25 protein-coding genes are annotated in these 21,385 nt (G+C 37.8%); 14 read left to right on the top strand and 11 right to left on the bottom strand.

The genetic code is table 11. The annotated features are described in order from the left end of the window. Position 1: 1 nt before the first annotated feature. A complete protein-coding gene (locus RCG25_RS23040; RefSeq protein WP_308081152.1) occupies positions 2–916 on the bottom strand; it encodes a phosphotransferase in 915 nt (304 codons plus the stop codon). A 150-nt stretch (positions 917–1,066) separates the two neighbouring features. Here RCG25_RS23040 and RCG25_RS23035 point away from each other — a divergent pair, with 150 nt between their 5' ends. Then, positions 1,067–1,351, top strand: coding sequence for a hypothetical protein (locus RCG25_RS23035; protein ID WP_308081151.1), 285 nt, complete (start codon positions 1,067–1,069; stop codon positions 1,349–1,351). A gap of 85 nt (positions 1,352–1,436) precedes the next feature. Here the strand turns inward: RCG25_RS23035 and RCG25_RS23030 are convergent, their stop codons facing one another. Together RCG25_RS23030 and RCG25_RS23025 are read right to left on the bottom strand one after the other, a co-directional pair. Beyond that, positions 1,437–2,189 carry a hypothetical protein gene (locus tag RCG25_RS23030; RefSeq protein WP_308081150.1) on the bottom strand — a complete coding sequence of 251 codons (753 nt, stop codon included), beginning with the start codon at positions 2,187–2,189 and terminating at the stop codon, positions 1,437–1,439. 157 nt (positions 2,190–2,346) lie between these two features. Next, positions 2,347–2,922, bottom strand: coding sequence for a YitT family protein (locus RCG25_RS23025; protein WP_308081149.1), 576 nt, complete (start codon positions 2,920–2,922; stop codon positions 2,347–2,349). 144 nt (positions 2,923–3,066) lie between these two features. Between RCG25_RS23025 and RCG25_RS23020 the strand changes: the two genes are divergently transcribed. Further along, on the top strand, positions 3,067–4,089 hold the full coding sequence (locus tag RCG25_RS23020; protein WP_308081148.1) for an acyltransferase: 1,023 nt from the start codon (positions 3,067–3,069) through the stop codon (positions 4,087–4,089). Between the two features lie 286 nt (positions 4,090–4,375). Here the strand turns inward: RCG25_RS23020 and RCG25_RS23015 are convergent, their stop codons facing one another. Beyond that, entirely contained in the window at positions 4,376–5,281 is a 906-nt protein-coding gene (locus RCG25_RS23015; RefSeq protein WP_308081147.1) for a DMT family transporter, read from the bottom strand. Positions 5,282–5,437: 156 nt separating this feature from the next. On the opposite strand from RCG25_RS23015, the gene RCG25_RS23010 reads away from it, so the two are divergent. The 4 genes from RCG25_RS23010 (at position 5,438) to RCG25_RS22995 (ending at position 8,959) form a co-directional block, all read left to right on the top strand. Then, positions 5,438–6,046 (top strand): sterol desaturase family protein, encoded by a 609-nt coding sequence (locus RCG25_RS23010; protein WP_308081146.1) that lies wholly within the window; start codon positions 5,438–5,440, stop codon positions 6,044–6,046. A gap of 147 nt (positions 6,047–6,193) precedes the next feature. Further along, complete coding sequence (locus tag RCG25_RS23005; RefSeq protein ID WP_308081145.1) at positions 6,194–6,562, top strand: Gp49 family protein; 369 nt, start codon at positions 6,194–6,196, stop codon at positions 6,560–6,562. A gap of 99 nt (positions 6,563–6,661) precedes the next feature. Continuing rightward, complete coding sequence (locus RCG25_RS23000) at positions 6,662–7,684, top strand: glycine-rich domain-containing protein (RefSeq protein WP_308081144.1); 1,023 nt, start codon at positions 6,662–6,664, stop codon at positions 7,682–7,684. Between the two features lie 720 nt (positions 7,685–8,404). Beyond that, positions 8,405–8,959 (top strand): GNAT family N-acetyltransferase, encoded by a 555-nt coding sequence (locus RCG25_RS22995; RefSeq protein WP_308081143.1) that lies wholly within the window; start codon positions 8,405–8,407, stop codon positions 8,957–8,959. Positions 8,960–8,997: 38 nt separating this feature from the next. Here the strand turns inward: RCG25_RS22995 and hpaB are convergent, their stop codons facing one another. Both hpaB and RCG25_RS22985 read right to left on the bottom strand, forming a co-directional pair. After that, positions 8,998–10,443 carry a 4-hydroxyphenylacetate 3-monooxygenase, oxygenase component gene (gene hpaB, locus RCG25_RS22990; protein WP_308081142.1) on the bottom strand — a complete coding sequence of 482 codons (1,446 nt, stop codon included), beginning with the start codon at positions 10,441–10,443 and terminating at the stop codon, positions 8,998–9,000. Between the two features lie 368 nt (positions 10,444–10,811). Beyond that, positions 10,812–10,952 carry a hypothetical protein gene (locus tag RCG25_RS22985; RefSeq protein WP_308081141.1) on the bottom strand — a complete coding sequence of 47 codons (141 nt, stop codon included), beginning with the start codon at positions 10,950–10,952 and terminating at the stop codon, positions 10,812–10,814. Between the two features lie 102 nt (positions 10,953–11,054). Between RCG25_RS22985 and RCG25_RS22980 the strand changes: the two genes are divergently transcribed. From RCG25_RS22980 to RCG25_RS22955, 6 genes are all read left to right on the top strand, one after another. Continuing rightward, positions 11,055–11,579 carry a dihydrofolate reductase family protein gene (locus tag RCG25_RS22980; RefSeq protein ID WP_308084257.1) on the top strand — a complete coding sequence of 175 codons (525 nt, stop codon included), beginning with the start codon at positions 11,055–11,057 and terminating at the stop codon, positions 11,577–11,579. A 639-nt stretch (positions 11,580–12,218) separates the two neighbouring features. Next, positions 12,219–13,394: an IS256 family transposase gene (locus RCG25_RS22975; protein WP_308079908.1), complete on the top strand. Its 1,176-nt coding sequence runs from the start codon at positions 12,219–12,221 to the stop codon at positions 13,392–13,394. Between the two features lie 444 nt (positions 13,395–13,838). Continuing rightward, positions 13,839–14,264 carry a DMT family transporter gene (locus RCG25_RS22970; protein ID WP_308081140.1) on the top strand — a complete coding sequence of 142 codons (426 nt, stop codon included), beginning with the start codon at positions 13,839–13,841 and terminating at the stop codon, positions 14,262–14,264. A gap of 30 nt (positions 14,265–14,294) precedes the next feature. Next, complete coding sequence (locus tag RCG25_RS22965; protein ID WP_308081139.1) at positions 14,295–14,990, top strand: Crp/Fnr family transcriptional regulator; 696 nt, start codon at positions 14,295–14,297, stop codon at positions 14,988–14,990. A 30-nt stretch (positions 14,991–15,020) separates the two neighbouring features. Next, positions 15,021–15,509 carry a DMT family transporter gene (locus tag RCG25_RS22960; protein WP_308081138.1) on the top strand — a complete coding sequence of 163 codons (489 nt, stop codon included), beginning with the start codon at positions 15,021–15,023 and terminating at the stop codon, positions 15,507–15,509. Between the two features lie 65 nt (positions 15,510–15,574). Then, on the top strand, positions 15,575–16,393 hold the full coding sequence (locus RCG25_RS22955) for a cupin domain-containing protein (protein ID WP_308081137.1): 819 nt from the start codon (positions 15,575–15,577) through the stop codon (positions 16,391–16,393). Positions 16,394–16,830: 437 nt separating this feature from the next. Here the strand turns inward: RCG25_RS22955 and RCG25_RS22950 are convergent, their stop codons facing one another. From RCG25_RS22950 to RCG25_RS22935, 4 genes are all read right to left on the bottom strand, one after another. Continuing rightward, positions 16,831–17,292: a hypothetical protein gene (locus tag RCG25_RS22950; protein WP_308081136.1), complete on the bottom strand. Its 462-nt coding sequence runs from the start codon at positions 17,290–17,292 to the stop codon at positions 16,831–16,833. Positions 17,293–17,451: 159 nt separating this feature from the next. Further along, positions 17,452–17,655: a hypothetical protein gene (locus tag RCG25_RS22945; protein WP_308081135.1), complete on the bottom strand. Its 204-nt coding sequence runs from the start codon at positions 17,653–17,655 to the stop codon at positions 17,452–17,454. A gap of 500 nt (positions 17,656–18,155) precedes the next feature. Beyond that, the gene (locus RCG25_RS22940) at positions 18,156–18,575 is read right to left on the bottom strand and encodes a hypothetical protein (protein WP_308081134.1); all 420 of its coding nucleotides are present in this window, start codon (positions 18,573–18,575) and stop codon (positions 18,156–18,158) included. 490 nt (positions 18,576–19,065) lie between these two features. After that, positions 19,066–19,224: a hypothetical protein gene (locus RCG25_RS22935; RefSeq protein ID WP_308081133.1), complete on the bottom strand. Its 159-nt coding sequence runs from the start codon at positions 19,222–19,224 to the stop codon at positions 19,066–19,068. A gap of 851 nt (positions 19,225–20,075) precedes the next feature. On the opposite strand from RCG25_RS22935, the gene RCG25_RS22930 reads away from it, so the two are divergent. Together RCG25_RS22930 and RCG25_RS22925 are read left to right on the top strand one after the other, a co-directional pair. Further along, positions 20,076–20,321: a hypothetical protein gene (locus RCG25_RS22930; protein WP_308081132.1), complete on the top strand. Its 246-nt coding sequence runs from the start codon at positions 20,076–20,078 to the stop codon at positions 20,319–20,321. Positions 20,322–20,361: 40 nt separating this feature from the next. Beyond that, positions 20,362–20,688 (top strand): hypothetical protein, encoded by a 327-nt coding sequence (locus RCG25_RS22925; protein ID WP_308081131.1) that lies wholly within the window; start codon positions 20,362–20,364, stop codon positions 20,686–20,688. Between the two features lie 98 nt (positions 20,689–20,786). On the opposite strand, the gene RCG25_RS22920 is transcribed toward RCG25_RS22925, so the two are convergent. Further along, complete coding sequence (locus RCG25_RS22920) at positions 20,787–21,371, bottom strand: HAD-IA family hydrolase (protein ID WP_308081130.1); 585 nt, start codon at positions 21,369–21,371, stop codon at positions 20,787–20,789. Positions 21,372–21,385 lie beyond the last annotated feature (14 nt).

Genomic DNA, 21,385 nt, shown 5'->3' with positions numbered 1-21,385 from the left:
TTCAGTCCTCTAATGCCAAAAGTAACGTCGAACGGCATTCATCTACCAAGTCTTGATCCTGCAAATCTTCCCCATATAAAAGAAGCACAAGGATCGAGTAAATGGCTTTAAACCGTGCCACCTTTTTTACTTCGTGTGGAACGTCACCATATAAGGTGAAAAATTGCTCCCTGCCTTCAGCAGGTAAAAAACTATAAGCAATCGATAAATCTACAGCTGGATGTCCAATATGGGTATCGCCCCAATCAATCACCGCAGAGATCCGACCGTCCTCATCCACCAGCATATTGCGGATATGTAAATCACCATGAACGAGTGTCTTCGTGTCGTCCTCTAATGGCTTTCCAATGGTTGAAAGAAAGGATTTCAACAAATCCAAAGCGTTTTGTTCTATTAGTCCTTTTAGCTTTGCCTTTTCAATATTGGAGGTAAGCATGGGCATTCTTTTTATAATATTCATTCTTTCAAGCTGGTCATAAGGAACCTGTAACTCTTGCGCCTCGGTTACAGGAAAATCATGAAGCATTCGCAAAAAAAGAGCTAATGGTCCAACTGACTGCAAACGCTGTTCCTTTGTCAGCCTGGCAGGTGTTTTACCAGGTAAGATTTCGTAACCTCCAAATGGCCAGGGGTAAACTTCCACTGGTATCCCTTGAAACTTAGGGTTTGGAATGGCGATGGGCAGCAATGGCTCAATTACAGGAAGAAGACGATTCTCGGTTTGAATCAAGTTGGCCGCGATTTCTCTTCGAGGAAAGCGAAACACGTATTGATTGTTCACGAGAAACACGGAATTATCGAAGCCCTCTCCTAATACCTTCACATGAGCTGGTTGAAGCTGCGGGAACTGTTTTTCAATCATCGGACCAGCTTTTTTTTCAGAAATGACCCGCTCAGGTGCCCACGGTTGACTCATTTAACTCAACTCCAGTATGTACATTTTTATTCATTATACAGTAGTGGTACACGGCCACAAAAAGAAAAATTGAACTATTAAAATTATAGTTGATAATGAATGGATAGAATATTGTTAAGATACATAATAACTTTTGAAGGTGTGGAATCAATGGATTTTCCAACTATACATACAAATTTTTGGGATGCTGTCATTGCAGTTCCCTTAGTTATGTTGCTCACTCAACTAATTAAACTATTTCTAAAGGTACCTAGAAAATTTATTCCAACGGCAGCTCAACTATTAGGATTAGGTATCTCCATATTTATTAGTCACCGACATCACTTATTTGCAGGCATTTTTATGGGCTGGTTTTATGGAGCTGCTGCAATTGGTTCCTATGCTTCATTAAAAACAACCATTATGGCAATCAGAGGAAAAACTAACCAGGAGTAATTTTTAAAGAATGATTAAACCAGGCAATAAGAATGGGATTGCAACTTGTGCAATCCCAAACCAATCGTTCACCCAATTGAGGATGTCAAGCTTCTTGATAGGCAGACGACTCTTTTAATAGCTCTTCCCAATGTTCATAAAGGTCAATGGCAGTTTGATAGTCATCCTGGTCCGCATTATTATCTGATTGTAATTTCACTGTTAATTGACGGCAGGAATTTTCCCATTCCTCTAAGCTTTCGAGATCAAAGAGTTTTGAAAACCGTGGTTTCATATTTTCCCAATTTGCATAAAGGTTCATGCACCAATTTAACAGTTCATCACGGTAGCGGTGTGGCTCCTCAATATCCATTTCATGATAGGATTCGAATTCCATCTCCTCTGGAAAAGCACTTGTTTCCATAAAGTCCTTATGGGAGTGTGGTTCCTCTGATTCAACCTCCATCATTTCATGGAATGCCGGTGCCTCAAGGTCCATATGGGTTTCAGGCTCCACTTCAATCATCTCAAGAATAGGATCTGATTCGTAAAGTTCTTCACGTTGGTCCAACTCCATAGGAAAATCCATATCGACTTCCATCTCTTGGCGTGCATCCGTTTCACTTAGCAGCATTTCCCACTGTTCATATAAACGTAACGCAGTTTGATATTCACTGTAGTCCGATAGTGAATCCACCTGTAATTTCTCTGTTAGTTGAAGGCAGGAACCTTCCCACTGTTCTAGGCTTTCCATGTCAAAGATTTGAGAAAACCTCGGTTTCATTAGATTCCAATTCGCATACATGTTATGACACCAATCCAACAAATCTTCGCGGTACTGTCTTTGCTCTTCTGTCATTCGAAACATTCTCCTTACCCATCTTAGTTGAATTTTTTTTAAAAAGCATCTTCATATTCACATTTATAACGAACACAATTTCATACTATGTACCATGATTGTCCTAGGATTAGACATTTACCTAGATGCCCTTTACAAAAATGAGAAAGAAAAGGAGTTACGGTTGATGACCGGCAAAAAAAGAAGTGGTTAGACCCACTGTAGTAATGGCCAGGCACGAGTAGAAGAAGCTGTCTAATGAAAGTACAGTAAAACCTGCTAAAACAATAAGTCCATCAATAACGATAATGACAAGTGCAATGTTCATGGAAAAGGTACCTGAAATGATTTTCGCGAGTAAGTCGGTTCCTCCAGTGCTCGTCTCATATCGGAGCATTAAACCCACTCCCGTTCCGATAATCACGCCCCCTATTAATGCACCTGCAAGGTGGGAAACAGAGAATTGGTGTCGAAGGGGAGCGAGTATATCAATGAACAAAGAAGAGAGTAACAGTCCTTGTAAACTGCTAAAAAAATATCCTCTTTCATTCATTGATGCAAAAATACAGATTGGAAGGCTTAAAGCTACCATTGTAATGCCTGTCTGAAAATCAAAGAAGTAATGAAGGATTAATGCGATTCCAAGGATTCCTCCATCAATTAAATAATTAGGAACGAGAAATCCATTTACCCCAATTCCTACTAACAAACTGCCAATAATAGTAGCCATTAATTTCTGAAGAATAACAATCACCTTGTCCTATCTTTTTACTCTATAAATATGTCGCATCCTTGAAAATAAGAAGTATGTACAAATGCCTAAATAAACATAATGCTTTTCATATCGGAAATAATAAGGGGTGGCAGAAAGAAAGTAACAGGAATAGAGGGCAGAAAAATGGAAAGAAACTATGCGATCGACTTCATTAAATTTTTTGCGATAGTGGCAGTTGTCATCATCCATACATTCCCTAGCGATGACAAGATAGGATTCTTTTTACTGGATAACTTTTCAAGGTTTGCTGTACCCTTTTTCTTTGTTGCTTCAGGGTACTTGTTCGGTCTCAAAGTGATAAATATTTCTCGATTTGCAAGCTATTTTAAAAGATATGTAATAAAAATACTAAAAATATATGTTTGCTGGCTTTTATTTTATATCGGTTATGATGTGTTACGGATTTCTTTAAGTGGAGGGAATATTAAGCACGAGTTATCTAAGTATTTGGAGGTATTGACCCCTTTAAATCTCTTTTATTATGGGCATGGAACAAGTGGTTATCAATTATGGTTTGTGATTTCTCTGGCATGGAGCATTTCTGTTGTCTATCTATTCTTTAGGTTGAAGAATATAACGCTCCTATTAATCCTTAGCCTATGTTTAAATATAGCCGGTCTTTTTGGGCAGTCGTATTCTATCTTCTATGAAGTATCTCTAGTCACACGAGATGCCTTATTCATTGGGTTATTTTATACTACCTTAGGATTCTGGTTTGCCAGCAGGTTGCCTTTCATACAGTCCTTTAGAATTGAAAAAGGGACGTATTTATCTCTGATAGGTTTCTTCTTAATTCTACAGGCTACGGAAGGTTATTTGCTGACAAAGGTGTTATCTGCTAAGCATGGAGAATACTTTTTATCGACTATATTGCTTACTGTCAGTTTGTTTTTCTTTACTTGTAATAATCCGCAACTTGGAAAGGGAGTATGGATCACAAAAATAGGCGGCAATGCTTTGGGGATCTATGCTGTCCATGTTTTATTGATTGATATGGTAGATATTTTGTTCAAATCTTTCGGTTTAGGGCATTTTTCTCATCATTTAATATGGAACCTGCTGGATGCAACGCTTGTTTTTACTTTATCGTATATAATTTATTACTTGCTGCAAAAAATAAAGCCCCGCCAGCCTTTTTGGAGGTGAATGGGGGACGGTCTTTGTTTGTTTTTAAAAGAATTCTACACAAATTTAATGGAATTCTACACGAAATGGAAGGAATCTACACAAATTCAATGGAATTCTACACAAAATGGAAGGAATTCTACACAAATTTAAAAGAATTCTACATAAAATCAAAGGAATTCTACAAAATCTCAAGTTATTCTACAAAATCGAAGAACAATTCTACAAGTGTTGTAATTTATTTTCCATATCCAACTTCTAAAAAGGCTAACGGACACGTCCCGCAGCCTTTTTACTATATTATTGATTATGGCGAAGTAGTAGGAGTCTGACTATTTTTCGCGAATTTTACCTCTAGCCTTTCACTTACAAAAGTAGAGCCAAGGATCAGAACGCCACCAAGCATTTGCACCCAGTTCATGCTTTCGCCTAAGAAAATCGCTGCGATAATGAAGGCGGAAATCGGATCAATATAGCTGAGAACGGCAATAGTCTGTCCTTTTAATTCCTGAAGAGACGTAAAGTATAAGAAATAAGCTAAGCCGGTATGCACAATCCCGAGGATCAGGATAAAAATGAGCGACGTTGAATCTAAACTAGAAAAATTAAGGTCTCCCTGCCACAGGATATAGGGAAACAAGACCACTGCCCCAGCCATTAATTGAACTAATGTGAGTTCAAACCCAGATAGATTTTTAATAAATTTGTTCATTAAAATGACGCTGGCATATAACGCTGCCGCCAGTAGGCCATACAAAATACCAACCGCATGATTCTGAGAGCCGCTTGTGCCACCAGCCCCCGTATAAACCACTAAAAATAGCCCAATCATCGCTGTTACGATGCAAGCAACCTTGATACTTGTCAGTTTTTCCTTCAAGATCCATGGAGCCAAAATCATAACAAAGATTGGCGCGAAGTAATAGCTGATGGTCGCATTGGAAACGGTCGTATACCGATAGGATTCAAATAGAAAGATCCAATTCAGGCCAATCGCTGCCCCTGAAAGCAGGAGTAGAAGGGCATTTTGTTTTAACGCTTTAAGCGATGGTTTATGCTTGAATAGAAAACTAACAATAAGTAGGAATAGACTCCCGATGATTCCTCTTAAAAAGGCAATTTCGCTTGAAGCTAGATGATCAATCTTTTTGACAAATACCCCGATGCTTCCAAAAATGAGCATGGTGATGATGAGTCTCATTTTTCCGTTCATGTAGAACCCCTCCTAATTATTCTTAATCGAATCACAAATTGAGGCATTTTTCAAACTATTTTTATTAAGAGAGGAGGATCGAATAAATAGTAGTGATAATTTTTTCGGAATATTATAAAATTGTTAGTAATGTGTAGGAAAAAAGGGGAGTGTGTGATGAAGAAGGTATATCAGGATTTCTTTTTGCATTTTGACATTTTAACGATGTTCTTGTTGGTCCTATCTGGAGTGATTTATGTGGTTAGTGTGGGAGTAGAAACTGCATTTGTTTTTTATTTCTTACTCGGTCTATTGACCTTTGCCTTCAGTGAATATTTGACACACCGCTTTTTATTTCATTTAAAAACCCCTAAGAATCCGCACTTTTTGAAATTTCTCAAGAGAATTCATTACGACCACCATATCTATCCCGATGATTTAAAGCTTTTGTTTCTACCGTTATGGTACAGCCTGCCAAACTTCCTGGTTATATGTTCGATTTTCTATTTCAGCACGGGTGATTTTACAGGAACAGTCACGTTTGGAATAGGGTTGATGACGATGTTGTTAACCTATGAATGGAAGCATTACGTAGCCCACCGTCCGTTGAAGCCGAAAACGAAATTCGGTAGATGGGTGAAGAAAGTTCATATTCTTCATCACTATAAAAATGAAAATTACTGGTACGGTGTGAGTACTCCTTTTGCCGATTACTTATTTGGTACGTTTAGAGAGGAAAAAGAGGTTGAAACGAGCAAGACGGCTAGGAATTTGGAGATGAGATAGTTTTACAAGGAAAATTAAAATCAGATTAAATTTGACATACCTTCACATTGTAGAAGGTATTTTTTTATCGATATGAAATATATAAAGTAACACAGCCTTAGAAATTTTCATCCTTCAAACCATTCAAGTAAAGGGAGAGCGATTCGTATGTTCATCGATAGTATTTGTCCGAAATGTGGGGAGATCAATCAAGTAGAACATAAAGGGGAAAAAATTCTTCTAGTCACGTGCAAGAATAAGCATATGTATGACCATGTAGTGATCCCGTATTCACGAAACCAAGCGATTAAGGATGAAAAACGGGCGAAGTTAGAGGAAATGATTGTAGAGAAAAAATTTCATCGAATGAGTGATAAATCCACTATTTGTCTATTAATATTTAATAATGGATACGAAATAGAAGGACGTTCGACGGTTCGAGATGTCGCAGATTTTCGTAACATCATTGGCAAGGATAAGGCCTATGAACAAGCATTGAAGAAGGCTATGGTGGCGTTAGGGGCATTTCTAGTATAAATAAATGAGACGATCCTTTGTTATGGGGATCGTCTCATTTATTTATCTAGTATGAAACTTTTTCCAATTTGAATACGTAGTACACTATTATGAGGAAGGATGGTGATTCATTTGGTAATTGGAGTTGTAACGGGGGCACTTGTGCTAGCTGGAGTGGTGACAGGAGTAGTGGTGTTAGCGACAAAGGATCGAGCTAAATTAGCGAAAGAAAATATTCCTGAGCATTTGGGTGTGCTGACCGATGTTCCAGTGACACCATTGCTTGAAAAATTAGATTCCTCTTTGAATGCCGATTATATGGAACAAGTAAAATATCGTTTTCTTCAGGAACATCCGAAACGGACCGAAGATGAATTCGAATGGCGTCTTTTTGAATTAAAGCGGTATTTCTTGCTTTCAAATATGTTAAAGGAAACGCCTATGTTTAGTGCAGAAGTGGATGAAGTCTGGCATACGATGCTACTTTTTACGCAAAAATATCACACTTTCTCCGATCGATTTGTTGGAAAAATGCTGCATCACACTCCTAATACAAGTCCAACGCCTGCACCGCAAGAACGAGCGTTTTTCGATTGGGTGTTCTCGCATTTGTTTACGATTACCGAGTATAGCTGGAAGTCCTGGGGCAGCTTTTTTAGATACCCTTTAGATAAAAAGATTTTACAAGAGTTCAAGGAAGAAAGTAATGAATGGTTGATTAATAGATATTTTAAAGTGAATGAGGCTAACAGGGGGACGGTTGAATACCTTGTTATGCAGATGAAGCAGCAAGTCATTCATGCGGAAGAAACGTATCATGTGGATTCAAAAGGTCAATTTACGAAGCAGCGACATTATGGTGAAATGACGAACCTGTCTCTTGCTATGGTATTTTTCTCTAGTTTTTACTTTGATGATTATTGGAAGTATGCGAGTGAGTATACGTATGCGAAAGCGGCGAATTATACAAGCGGCTGCTCCACGGCGATTTTCTGCGGGACGGCTTCTCATGGGCAAGGTCATCAGGACGGTGGGCATGGCGACGGTCACGGTGGTGGGGGTCATGACGGCGGTGGCTCAAGCTGCTCAAGTTGCTCCGGCGGCTCCAGTTGTTCAAGCTGTGGAAGTGGATGTTCCTCTTAGCGGAGGAACTGTTTTTTTTGGTAAAAAACTAATCAAACGTTTGATTAGTTTTAAGGAATTAGGAAGTGGAGCCAATAGAACCTCATCTTATAGCATTACAGTAATCTCTTACTAATGTGGAACAAGGGCTTTGTACACCATTCAGAATTCCTATACAAGCTCATTTACGGGGCAGACGGGCACAGTGGGCAGGTGACAGTGCCCAAGCAAGCTCTTTTTTAAGGTGCAAGGTCCTTGTGAACCATTCACAATTCCCATACAAGTTCATTTACGGGGCAGACGGGTACTGTGGGCAGGTGACAGTGCCCAAGCAAGCTCTTTTTTAAGGTGTTAGGTCCTTGTGAACCATTCACAATTCCCATACAAGTTCATTTACGGGGCAGACGGGCACTGTGGGCAGGTGACAGTGCCCAAGCAACCTCTTTTTTAAGGTGCAGGGTCCTTGTGAACCATTCACAATTCCCATCCAAGTTCATTTTCGAAGCAGACGGGCACTATGGGAAAAGGTAACAGTGACAGGTAAGGAATTTTTTTAAGGACAACGGGCATCGTGGATCTCACAGAGTTTACTATTAATTGTGGAAGATTTTGGTTGATGCATAACTGAAAAAACCTTATGATTAATCTAACTAATTATCGGGAGGATGAGGCTATTGCGTACGATTAACAGGTTTTATAAGGGTAAAGAGGTGAAAAATACAATATATTAAGGAGATTAAAATGACCATTATTAATTCTAAACTTTTTTACGGTGATCGGGTAAAGCTATCTGCAGCAAGGGAAGAAGATGTGGACATCATGATGAAGTGGGGCGAGGACGATGAATATCTACGCAATGTGGATACAGACATAGCCCTTCCTAAAACAAAAGAACAATGGAGCGAAGAGGGGAGCTCAGGACATAATAGTTCTTACTTCCGACTTAGAACCATTGAACATGATGAACTGATTGGCTTTGCTGTTATTCATAGCATCGAGTGGAATAATCGCGCGGGAATGTTGGCTATTGGGATTGGCCAGGCCGCACATCGTAACAAAGGTTATGGGTCAGATGCCTTAAAGCTGATTCTTCGCTATGCCTTCCATGAACTAAATCTAGACCGAGTTGGTTTAGAAGTAATTGAATATAACAGAGGTGGAATCAGGGCATACGAAAAGGTTGGTTTTCAATTAGAAGGCCGCAAGCGCTCGATGGTCTATCGGGACGGAAAACGATATGACGTTCTTGTGATGGGCGTTTTACGGCATGAATGGGAAAACCTTCAAACAGTATAAGAAGGAAAAAGGAAAGAGCTGCGCCGTTGCAGCTCTTTTTAATGTAAATCTAAGAAATCACAGACTTTCCTTACATGTTCATTTTTCGGATAGGTTTGGTACAAAGTACTAGAGAGCCGTATCGGATCTCCAAAAAAGTATCTTTCATAGTGTGTTTGTCTCGTTCCAAATGAGCTCATGGTCAAATCCCAAGCTAAACGAAATATTTTCACGCGCTCCTCAGCCGTCTTACTCGCCCCTTGAAGATATTGGTCAAGTTCCGTGCGAATTTCAGATTCAAATGCCTTTTCAGTCGGTAATGATACCATTCCACTTGCACCAATTAATTGAATAATTTCGCTGAAACGAGGATAAATTCGTGGAAAGACGTTTGTGGCAACTTGGAGGGGAAGAAGGCTAGGGCGCATGTATCCCCATTTATCAAGCTGTGCATCATGTTCAGACTTTTCCACAAGTGCTTTCATAGTTTCAAGACCGATGATGATTTCAGATAGTTTTTCCTCAATATGCTGGTATTCACCCACATTAATCGTCTCTACTAAGAGTTCAGCAATACCTAAGACAAACTCGGTTTTTACAATTTGCCTCGTAACCGCTTGATGCGTGGCAAAATGGTGGAAAGAGCTGTGAAGCATGAAATCATAAGCTGCATCGACATTGTCATAAAAGAATACTCGGTCCCACGGAACTAACACGTTATCAAAAACGACGATGGAATCCATCTCTTCATAACGAGAGCTTAAGGGGTGATTAATGGGGGATTCACCACCTACAAATGATTCCCTACAAATAAATTTTAAGCCTTTTGTATCAGAAGGAATGGAGAAAGCAAATGCTTCAGCAGGGTCCATGAATCTCTTTGGAGCTGTATAGACTAATACTTCATCCGTTAATCCACCTTGTGTAGCAAGGAGCCGAGCACCTTTAATGATGATTCCTTTTTCGTTTCGATCAATTACTTTTGCGGAAATGGGGTCCTTAGGACAGTCAAAATTGTATTGGGAACGATTGATTTGAGGAGTAATGAATGTATGTGTAAAGCAAAGGTCGTTTTCTTTTGCATTTTCAAAGACTGCTAGAATGTTTTCAGGAAAGCAGTTTTCTTTTCCCTTCAAGAGGGCAGCCGAAGAGGAGGCAAAGCTCATCACGATTGTGTTCATATAATCTGGACTTCTGCCCATCAATCCATGAGTGTGCTTTGCCCAGATTTCGAACATTTCTCGTTTTTTCTTTAAATCTTCTTTTGTTTTCGGCTGTAGGAAGGAAAGTCCTATTAAGCTATTAGTTTGTGGTGATAGGTAAGTCATTTTCTTGATATACTCACTATCACACTGCAAATCATAAAGCGATGCTTTTGTTTGCAGGATGCCTTTAAAGGCAGGATGTTCAGAAAGCATTCCCTTTATTTTTTCACCGTCATACCAAATTTCAGTTTTCATGTTATTTAATCGGTCTAAAAAATGATTCCCCGTAATGATTCCCATATGCACACTCCCAATTTTTGTACATGTTAGCTAGTTCTATTTTATTGGATAACCTGTTGGCATGTTCCAATAGGATAAGCCTTGTTTTAAATTGGGAAGAGTAAGGGTACGTTTTATGAAATAAAGGGAATGTTTTCTTTTCTAAATCAGTACTGGCTCCGCCTTCGCCATATACCATGATAGCCACACGCGCTATCCCCACTATTCCATACTATACCCACAATTTATTAATAAACTATGTCATTTTTGTTAGGAACATATTAATCATTTGTTACAACGACAACTTAACACCGAAAAGTAGGAATTCTTAGGGTGTTTCTAGAAAAAGTAAAGTAATGCTAAAGAAGCAACCTTTAATGGCTGCTTCTTTAGTCGTTTTGGGGCTGTTTTTTTGTGGACGGTTCGATGAACTCAGCCAATTCTTCTTTCATCTGGTCGAGATTTTCCTCTGTTTTGGTATCCCAAATACTGTATTTTATTTCGTTAGGTTGATTTTCCTTTTTTATCATGTTGGGGATTCACCTCAATTATTAGCGTATCTATTAATAGTAGAACTATACGTTTTTGTTTATACTAGATGCTTAAGAATTATGGACGAAAGGGTGGCAATGATGGCAAGAGAGATTGTTTTATTTATAGCAGCAAGTTTAGATGGATTCATCGCGAAAGAAGGGGACGATTTAGATTGGTTACACGAAACCGAGGGTGAGGGGGATAATGGTTTTTCTGAAATGTATGAATCGATTGATACCATCATTATGGGGAAGAAAACATACGATTACGTAGTAAGAGTAACTGATTCGTTTCCGCACTCCGATCGGAAGTGTTATGTGTTCTCGAGGTCTGAGCAGGGGTCGGATGGGGACGTGGAATTTGTAAATGAAGATGTTATTGAGTTTACTAAGAAATTGAAGCAACGTGAGGGTTCTAAAATCTGGATGGTTGGTGGGGCCCATCTGCTCGATGCGTTTATGAAAGAGAAGCTGATCGATGAAATCATTATAACGATTACGCCTCATATACTAGGTTCAGGTATTCCGTTATTTAAAGCTCCAAATCCGGAGTTATCGTTAACGCTGCTTGAGGTAAAGCGCTATAACCAATTTGCGCAGATGCATTATAAAGTGAAACATTAGACCTTTTCATTTTTTTGAGAAGGTCTTTTTTATTGGGGTGATTTTGAGAGTGATTTTCAGATTCGCTGATAAATCTCGGAAATTCGCTGATAAATTTTGATATTCGCTGATAAAATTCTAGATTCGCTGATAAATGCTAATAATTCGCTGATAAGATTCCTGTTTTTCTTAATTTAAGTGTAATATTACACTTTACTTAACCTTCTACGAGCCCGAAAGCTCGATTCAGAGGTTGATTAGGTCGCGTAGACTGCTTCTACGAGCCTGAAAGCTCGATTCAGAGGTTGATTAGGTCGCGTAGACTGCTTCTACGAGCCCGAAAGCTCGATTCAGCGGTTGATTAGGTAGGGAGACTGCTTCTACGAGCCCGAAAGCTCGATTTAGAAGTTGATTAGGTCGCGTAGACTGCTTCTACGAGCCCGAAAGCTCGATTCAGAGGTTGATTAGGTCGCGTAGACTGCTTCTACGAGCCCGAAAGCTCGATTCAGAGGTTGATTAGGTCGCGTAGACTGCTTCTACGAGCCCGAAAGCTCGATTCAGAGATTAAGTCCATATAATTGTGTAAAAAGAAAATGAGTCAAATTAATTCCTCATGGCTACAATGTTATCAGCGACGAAAACAATGTGGAGGAATTAATTATGACTCAAATACAGTTTAACCTAAATATTGATGATTTAAAAGATTCTGTTATGAACTCTGATATAGACGCTGTCATCAAAGCTTCTATTGTCCTTGTATTAAACTCTGTTATGGAAAAAGAACGCGATGAGTTCTTACAAGCCGGTTCTTACGAACGTTCAAGCTTACGTCGTGACTACCGCAATGGATATTATGATCGTGATTTATTATTTAGCATTGGAAAAATTACGCTTAGAGTACCTCGTACTCGTAGTGGAGAGTTTTCAACTACAGTGTTTGAACAATATGCCCGGTGTGACCAATCATTTGTATTAGCTATGCTTGAAATGGTGGTGAATGGGGTTTCCACAAGAAAGGTTTCCAATATTGTGGAACAACTCTGTGGGAATAAGGTCTCTAAATCATTTGTATCCACTCTTACAGAAAAGCTAGATCCTGTAGTGAATCAATGGGCAAGTCGGCCCCTGAACACAATGTACTACCCATATATCTTTGCAGATGCCATGTATATCAAAGTAAGAGAACATAACCGTGTCGTATCTAAAGCTGTTTATATCGCAACGGCTGTTGACGAGAACAATAGGCGTGAAATTCTTGGTTTGAGAGTAGATCATAAAGAGAGTACTGAAGCTTGGCAGCGTTTCTTCCAATACTTACAGTCTAGAGGTCTACAATCACCTAAGCTAATCATTTCTGATGCACACAAAGGGTTAAAAGCTGCCATCGGAACGGAGTTTGTAGGATCTGCCTGGCAAAGATGTACGGTACACTTCAAAAAGAATATCATAACCCATATGCCTAAAAAGGGTATGGATGAAGTCAAAATCGGGTTAAAGAGAATATTTGAAGTAGCGACCGTAGAGGAAGCCAGAAAATATAAGAAAGAGTTCATTGAGCAATTTAGTGGCAATTCAAAATTAGACAAGGCCATAGAAATATTAGAGGAAGGCTTCGAAGATGCCATTCAATACTTGAATGAGAAACCGAAATATCATAAGCATATTCGAAGTACAAACTCGTTAGAAAGAATCAATGAGGAAGTCCGGAGAAGAGAGAGGGTAATTAGAATATTTCCTAATACACAGTCAGCTTTCAGATTAATTGGAGCGGTCTTAATGGACTATGCCGAGGAAGTAGGAAGAAGAATAATTCAGGACAAAGAAGAGAAAAAATAGCGACCCGAAGCGCGAATTTTTGGTGTACTGGAAGGGGGTACCCCCTTCCAGTACACCAAAAATAAATCATCTGCTTAACATTGCTTTTCATGAGGAATGAATTTACACATAATAATGGGCTTGACTGATTCAGAAGTTGATTAGGTCGCGTAGACTGCTTCTACGAGCCCGAAAGCTCGATTCAGAGGTTGATTAGGTCGCGTAGACTGCTTCTACGAGCCCGAATCCTCCATCTAGCAGTCAATTGGGTCACATAAACCGCCTCTATGTGACCGAACCCATCAACTAGAACCCAATGAATCACATAAACTTCTTTCTTTTTAAAAAATACAAATCCTTTCACAAAAATAAATTACCTTTTTTTACAATTAGGACATATGTCCTTCCCTAGACACCTCAAAATACATTTTAATTAAGATAAATCAACGATGGAGAGTGAACACGATGAAAGGAATCTTTTTTGCTTTTTTAGCCGGGGCGTTTATTACCCTGCAAGGAGTCGCAAACACTGAAATTAGTAATGATATAGGCACGTGGCAAGCTGCAACCATTACGCAGTTAACAGGATTTATAGTTGCTTTTCTTATACTCATGCTCACCCGTGAAAAAAAATTCCAAGGCTTCACGCAGGTCAAACCGTTATATTTAGTCGGCGGTACCTTCGGCGCGGTTGTCGTGTTTAGCAACGTCACCGCGATTCAGCATATAGGTGTTACCTTTACAGTTGCTGTTATCCTGATTGCTCAGCTTTGTCTAACCTTTATAATAGACAGTAACGGTTGGTTCGGCCTAACAAAGCAAAAAATGAAGTTGCCACAGTTTATTGGTATTGGAATGATGATTGCTGGGGTATTGATTCTTAGGTTCTAAACCTAGTGGGTGGAAGGTGGATCTTAGCAAATGAAAGAGATAAAAGATCGGTCGCAATTACAATCATATATAGATACTTTTCAGCTGGACCCCATATTTAATCAACAGCTGCATCCGTATTTGTCTCTGTACAGCTTTGAAGAAGGGGAACTTATCTGTTCCCAGGGAGAACCTTCCGAATATTTGTACGTCCTTGTGAAGGGAAAGGTTAAAATCTATACCAACTCGGCGGAAGGGAAAACGCTCATCTTATCGTTTAAGACACCGCTTGAAGTAATAGGGGATCTGGAATACGTGCAGGGGATAGATTTTGTTAATACAGTGGAGGCTGTTTCGTCAGTTAGTATGATCGGTATTCATCATCGCTGGTTGAAAAAATATGCAAAAGATCATGCACCGTTCCTCCAATTTTTATTAGAAATTATCACGAAAAAATTCCATGTCAAATCAAAATCTATGAGTCTTACCATCATGTATCCTGTCGAGGTGCGGTTGGCCAGTTATCTCATGTCGGTCTCGTTGGATGAATCGGTCTCACTGAATAAAAGCCAAATAAGCATTAGTATCAGGGATACGGCCAATTTGATTGGAACAAGTTATCGGCATTTAAATCGAGTAATCGGCCAATTGTGTGAAGATGGTTTAATCGAGCGGAAAAAGGGAGTCATCCTCATCAAAGATCGGGAAGCATTGAGGATGTTGGCTGGAGATAATATTTACGAATAGATTTGAAATTGAACAAACAGGGGGAGAAGTATGATTCTAGGTCTATTATTCTCATTGATCGCTGGGGCGTTACTCAGCGTGCAAAATATATTCAACAGTAAGGTAAACGAACGAGCGGGATCCTGGGCCACGACCACATTAGTATTAGGTCTAGGATTCCTTGCTTCCATGATTTTTGGGTTGATGTTTGAAGGAAAAGAATTATTTCATCTACAAAATATGAAGCTTTGGTATTGGTTCAGTGGCTTACTTGGGATAGGAGTGGTCACATTTATCGTTCAGGGCATGAAACACCTTGGACCAAGCTATGCTATTTCGATCGTCTTTGCCTCACAGCTTGCATTTGCTTTATTGTGGGACTCTCTCGGGTTATTAGGTTTAGAAAAAGTTCCATTTACTTTTAAGCAGTTAATTGGTGTGCTGGTTATCGTCGGTGGGGTTGTTGTTTTTAAATTTGGGGGTAGACGAGAAAGCCAAGTACATGCTAAAAAAATGGTAGAGTTAACGAATGAAGTTTGAATCCAAGTACCTTCCCTTCACAAGTGCATAGGATAATTTTATAAACTGTGAAGGGATTGAGAAAAATGTACAATGTACCCTATCCTTATCAATATCCTTATTATGCTAATGTTCCAATGTATAACTATGGAAGACAGTATGTTTATTCAACTTATCCTAATGGGGTAGTGCACGCTAACAGATTTGATTCATTGCGATCTTCCAACGGTAATGGAAGTGTTCTTTTAACAGATTATGGACCAAACCCATTTGTCGTTAACATCAATGAAGCATCGAAGCAAAACAATACGTATCGGACAGCCTTATGGACAGGGGCACATTATCAAGTTACTTTGATGAGCCTCAATGTTGGTGAAGATATCGGTTTGGAAATCCATCCAAATGTTGATCAATTCTTACGGATTGAACAAGGCCAGGGTATTGTTCAAATGGGCAAGAGTAAAGAGAATTTAAACTTTGAAAGACATGTCTCTGATGATTCGGCGATAATGATACCTGCTGGAACATGGCATAATCTAACCAATACAGGTAATACTCCGTTAAAACTTTATTCGATATATGCTCCTCCTAACCATCCATTTGGTACTGTGCATGCTACCAAAGCAGCTGCAATGGCTGCGGAAGAAGGCAACGGTCATGGTAATGGAAATACAGCAGTTTTTGGAAAAACTCCAGATGAATGGATACAGCACACGGAATTTTTGGTAAAAGAAGGGTTAGAGGATGTTAAAAGAGGAATAAATGCTACACATATTCTTCAAGAATTTATTCTAATGGGCGTTCTTGTAGGGAAAGGGTATTCTCCTGAAAAAGCATATGAAACAGTAGAAGAATGGGAACGCTCAGGAAAATCCAAACTTCTTGTGCAAAGCAAAAATATGTAGTAGTAAAGTAAAACCATATTCGAAGTGAAAATTAAAATTGCAAATAATGTTAAGCAATTGGTACCTCAAAAAAAGAACGGCTTACTAATTGGTAAGCCGTTCTCTTTTGAGGTACCCGCACATATAAAAGCAACTATAATAGCAGAGCAATTCGCATATGAATTTGCTCCCCCTTTTATTTCATTTAATATGGTTTATTAAGGAAATTAGGGTTAAAATCGCACCTTAAATCACATACCCATTAGCATACACCATAATAAAAATTATGGTCTTGCGTTTTCCTGTGCGATTTCATACGCCAATAGCATTTACATCAAAATCAAAAAATTAGGGAACTTCAAATGAAGTTCCCACTTTTATGTCACTTTGCTCTTCTGCTAAAGCCCCCATTAGTTTAAGTGAATTTTTTCACAAAATACTTCATTTAAATATCAGTGTTAATATGAGTAAATAAACCAAATGATGATTGCAATAACTGGGATGGCAAAACTAATTTTGAAGCTAATCCAATAAATTTTATTAAGTTTATTATATTTCTCCGTGTATTTCGAATATGCTGCTTTAACCTTTTCATAAACTTCTGCTTCCGTATCATCATAACTATTCTCTTGGCTATCATTAATAAACTGCTCAAGTTTGGGAAAGAGCACTTTGTTTATCTTTCGAGAGTTAGAAAATTGCCAAATTCCTTTGTAGAGCCCAAATCCAACATTCCACGCGAAGAACAAATTGATTAAAGCACCAATAAAATCCGAATATAGTTGTCTTCCGAAACCGTTAACCGCACTAATAATTATGATAAAAGTGAATGCGGTTAAAATTAAAATTATTACAGGTTTTTTTATCTCTTCTAATATTTCTTTTTTACTCCTCGTCATTTCTGCAACATCCAGCTTCATCAAAAATCACACCCAGTATATTTTATACCTAATAATTCTATAGTTGTCTTTAATTATCCTTCTTCAATTAAACTGCCCGTTACTTCAATAAGAAAGGGCATTACCGTTCTTTCAGTAATGCCCCTGTTACTTTAAGTACATTATTCCTCGTACTGGTTATTACTTCTTTGGTCGTTTTTTCATTAATTTAAATAGATATCGTATCAAGTAGGTACCCAATAAAGCAATCCCTAACGCATAGGAATGGCTTTTCGTTCCTTCTTGAAACCAATCGCTATGGAATAAACGAGGAACGTAAAAAAGACTGAGTAATAGAACTAAACCAAAGCTAAGTTCAATTAAGAATTGTTGGAACTTCTTCAAAATCAAAACCCCTTAATCGTAATAAGTCTTACATTTTTTACAAAAAGAGATGAAAAACAACAATGTTTGCAAAACAGCCTTTTATTTTGATTCGAAACATAGTCTACAAACTGTGTTCAAACTCATAATGGAAACAAATCCAGTACATATTTTCAAATACATCATATCTATAACTATTAATTTTTATAGTCAGTTAACAGCGAACACCAGTAGGATATGTCATTATGTAGCAGCCTTCTTCCATTGAGCTTTTACCAGCATATTCATTAAATAACTAATTCTATTACTCCCTAATATTTTCCTTCTTCAACTAACCTGCCACATAAGTAAAAAGAACCGTAGCTATACTAAACCGTTCTCTTTTGAAGTACCCGCAACTTTAATAACAATGAAAGTCAGATATGAATTCGTATTGCTACTTAAATATGAAAACAAGGTTTCGGTAAATTGGAAGTATAAACAGCATGTAAACTCCCATAATGATTTTCCATTTAACAATTTTATTGACTTTGGATAAATCTATAGAAAAAAAGAATAACTAGTTGGACAATCGATATTACAGCAAATGCCGCCATGCTCATACCAAGGATACCAATAAAGGCAAGTCCATCCTCAAGCGACAAAAGAAGCCAGTAACTCATCCCTACTATGACTACAAGACTTAGGTACCCCGAATATACAAACGAATCGAATATCTTTTTTTTCCTCGAATAAATAATAAACTCTATTATCAAACCTACCACTAACAAAAGGGGCATGGTCGTAACATAAATTAATTCCCTAGATTTTTTTGCTTCAAAGAACGAATGAGCAAATCCTTCTAATATCGCTCTTCCATCAAAAGCAGAAATGCCGAAAATTGAAAACCAAATTGATAGTAGCAGAAGTCCTTTAAATACTGTAGAGACGGATCCCTTCATGAGACACCTCCTAAAAAGGGTGTAATTTTACACTAATTATACCATATTTTAACTTTTGTTAATAAAGAATTTAAGTATATTTCAGGAAATGTAGGTGAATGTAGTCAACTACATTTCTTATAAAAATGCTAAAAGCAGTGTTATTTCATTTACGAAATTCCACTGCTTTTATACTTGTTTTTATATTTATGTTTTTTCCTATGTGGGTACTCCAAAAGAGCACGACAAAAGCTATTATAATCCTTCTTAAAATTTTGCCCCTGTTAGCTGAAAAAGGTTAAATCAAATAATGCGTTTCTTGAACAGAAATCACTTCAACTTCCGTACAGTAAAAATGGATTGTGCCATTTTCATAATCTGTTACTTCATAATTCTTATTTTCCCAACCTAAATCTCTAATATCGTATATATCAAGGTGAATTTGGTGAAATTGACCACCACTCTCAAAGTCTATACTCTCAGGATAATAAAAGCGAAATCTCGTAATATATTATTTTTCCGCAGCCTCAATAATAAAATCAATATCCAGTGAAGAAGTACCTTCTAATAATTCACTTTTAAAACTTAAAAAGAATCCAACAATAAACTTTATATTTTGAAGCGTAAATTCTTGGGCTACTTCCGTTATTAGTTCAATATTTTTAATCAATTTAACCACCTCAAACAACCAATTACTTTATACTTCCATGAAAAAAATCCGTTTTCTTTCTTCTACTAACCTGCCCCGTTAGTGCAATAAGTTTCTTTACTAATTTTACAATACATCACCTCTTACTAATGCTAAAAGAAGTGCGAATTCGGGTGTGAAATCCACTGCTTTTATACTTGTTATTATATATACTTTTTCCTATGTGGGTACTCCAAAAGAGAACGGCTTAACTAATTGGTAAGCCGCTTTTTCTTTAAGCGGGTGTCTTTGCCCAAGGAAGGTAATTTATTGGTCAGTAAGTAAAAATATAGAATGATTCCCATCCCAGAAGGGAAAAGTAAGCTGAAAAGGGGGAAATGTGTTTATGCCTATGATCATTAGGATTCTTCAGCTTACGTTACCGTGGATTTCCATTATATTTCTCCCAAAGAGGTCATTTAAACACTATTTACCCGTTTCTATTTTCGCTTCGGTCCTTGTGTGCGGAATGTGTTTATTGGCGGGTCCATTAAAATGGTGGAATAGTTCGGGTGGTTGGAAAGCAAGACTGCTAAACGATTGCAGTTTTATTTTTGGGCCTTTTTTTGTAGGAACGTTATGGATTTTTCACTTTACCTTCGGGAATTTAAAACGATATTTTCTCGCTAATCTACTAATGGATTCACTTTTTTCCTTTCCATTAACGTATCTTTATCAAAAGGGAAAACTGTTTAAATTAATTAAATTTAAGCCATTACACATATTTCTAACCTTCATTAGCTATTCTTTCATTATTTATGGATTTCAGATATTGATACAGAAGAAAGTGGGAAAATGGAGATGACGCTACCTGTTCAGGTGGCGTTTTTTATTTGTCGAAACTATTAAGTGAAAAGATCGTCTATTTTTATAGAAAACAGAAGGAGTTGGTAAGGTTGAAGGAGAATAAATGTCTGAAGTGTAATAGTGAAGAGGTAGCAGAAGGCACGGATTTTATGCCAGTAAAACCGTTAAATAAGAAATTTTCAATGGGTTCAAATAAGATTTATACTTTTTGTTTGAATTGCGGAGAGGTACTTTCGATACGAATTGAAAACCCTATGAAGTTTAAAGAGTAGATTTTGAACTTAGGGATAACAAGAAAGTGGGTTGGAGTTAGTGAAGGTCATAACGTTATGCGGTTCTACTAAATTTAAAGAGCAATTTGAAAAAGCAAATGCCTATCTGACACTGAAAGGGAACGTTGTGATTAGTCTAGGCTTCTTTGAGCAGAGTGAAGGCATAGAAATAACAAAGGAACAAGAAGAACTATTTGCTACAATTCATTTTCGAAAAATTGATTTGGCGGATGAAATTTTTATTATTGATGTTAATGGTTATATTGGAAGTAGTACCAGGAAAGAAATTGAATATGCGAATCATGCAGGCAAACCTGTTCGTTATTATTCTCAAAGTGAGTTGGTATCAGAAAGCCAGAAAAACTAATCAAACGTTTGATTAAAATCCTGGAGCCCCTGATATGTAAGGGTTCGCGAAACTAATCAAACGTTTGATTGGAAAATAAACCCCCTTGATCTATCTGATCAAAGGGTTTTTTTTAGCTGGTTAAGAACCAATGGAATAAAATCAGCATAGCTGTCTATATGAAAATCAGCTTCAATATCTTGGTTTTGAAAGGCTACGGTTTTAATGTTTAACTTTCTAGCCGGAATCAAATCTAAGTCACGGTCGCCCACAACTAAATCGATACGGTGACTTTTTAGTACATACTCATATGAAGCACTATGGGGTTTTCTCGTAAATCCTTGCTCTTCAACCGAAACCACTTCTGTAAAATACTTTTTCAAATTGTATTTTTCAAGAAGAAAGATCGTCGACTCCTTATCCCGATGAGTAACAATAATATTATTTTCAACAGATGAAAGGACCTCTTCTAATTGCTCAAAGGGTGTGCTTTCATTTTTTGAATAATAGTTATGTAATCGTGTGTATTCCTCTCGTTGGCTCTCATCGATTCCATAATGTTTAAATGCCGTTTTGGAGTCTTTTTTTAGCCATTTCAACACTTCTGTGCGGTCTAAATCTTGTTTACTTAAGCTGATGAAACCCTCCACCAATGCTGGATAGGTATCAAAAAGAGTCCCGTCGAAATCCCAAAGTATGTTCATAAATATCCCTCTTT

This window comes from Neobacillus sp. PS2-9 (assembly GCF_030915525.1).
In the GTDB taxonomy this organism is placed as follows: domain Bacteria; phylum Bacillota; class Bacilli; order Bacillales; family Cytobacillaceae; genus Neobacillus.
The sequence above is the reverse complement of the archived record's forward strand: the minus strand, read 5'-3'. Positions and strand labels throughout refer to the sequence as shown.